At 37.8% G+C, this 1208-nt stretch carries 1 protein-coding gene; it reads right to left on the bottom strand.

All coding sequences use genetic code 11. The annotated features are described in order from the left end of the window. Nucleotides 1–278: 278 nt before the first annotated feature. A partial coding sequence (locus FTV32_RS17115) for an IS4-like element ISAbe18 family transposase (protein ID WP_180029159.1) occupies nt 279–1208 on the bottom strand: 930 nt, incomplete at its 5' end.

Genomic DNA, 1208 nt, shown 5'->3' with positions numbered 1-1208 from the left:
TCATGAGAAAGCCCATATAAATGGGTAATGTACAAGTTGCTGTAGAAGCATGTTTAATTCGTCTGATCACAGATACTTTATAAAGTATTTTAATACTTTTTTGAATCCGTCAATGCGTAAGTCCTATATAAGATGCTTCTGATTTTTTAACTTCTACATCATTTAGTCCCATAGAAGGACAAATGTTAGGTGTTTCTTAATTTTTTCTAAAATTAACATAATTCTTATTATGCGAAATTAAAAAAGGAAGCGGTATGCCATTGCTGTCCCACAATTTTTCACAAGAGGAAGCTCATTTGAGCTTCCTCTTGTTTTATGGGTATTTTATCGGGTGAAAATAAAGCTTTTAAAGTTCTTCTTTCAAACAAATTCACTTGAATTATTCTGAGTAAACGTTGAACTGTCCAACCTGTTTTTCCTAAATGTTGAGCGAAACTCACCAATAAATAGGCGATCATCGCAATCCAGATTTGTGTCTGAATTGCGTTCCTGCTGCGGCCTAGAAACGCTTTTAATTTGAGATTCTGCTTAATCGCCTTAAAGAACAGCTCAACTTTCCAACGATCTTTATAAATCGCCGCAATGGTGGAGGCGGCTAAATGAAAGTTATTGCTGAGAAAGCTAAAGTGCTTGCCACTTTGCTGATCTCTATATTCAATTCTTCTTAACACTGGGGCTTTTCTTTTTAGGGCATGTGCGCTATTCAGCTGAATGGTTTCATCTTTTAGAATACCTTTGGATTCAAGCACTGGATGTTGCTGGATCACCTGATACACAGATTTAGGCCTAAAACGTGTGACAAATCCAATGTTTTGAGCAGTCAGATTTGCATACCATTGGTAATCGACATAGCCTTTATCAAAAACTACAATGCTGCCAGCAGGAAACTGGAATTTGCGGCCTTGTACCATGTCATTTTCTTTGCCATTTTCAACTGCAACAAACTCAGGAATATCATTGCTGTGATTCAATCCTATACTGAGTTTCATGCTGGCTTTTGAGTCGTGAACTTTGGCCCATTCACATAAGGAAAGCGACAGGTCAATATGACTGGCATCCAAGGAATACAAGGGATTCTTAAAGCGAAATTTATGAGCTACTTTTGAGTGTTCATAGTATTTAAGCAACTTGTAAAATAGCTGTTGATACAAGGCAGCAGGCTGCTGCTCATTGATTCGTGCCAGCGTGCTTCGGGGAATAGACTTTGC

The organism is Acinetobacter sp. YH16032, assembly GCF_013417345.1.
GTDB lineage: Bacteria > Pseudomonadota > Gammaproteobacteria > Pseudomonadales > Moraxellaceae > Acinetobacter.
The sequence above is the reverse complement of the archived record's forward strand: the minus strand, read 5'-3'. Positions and strand labels throughout refer to the sequence as shown.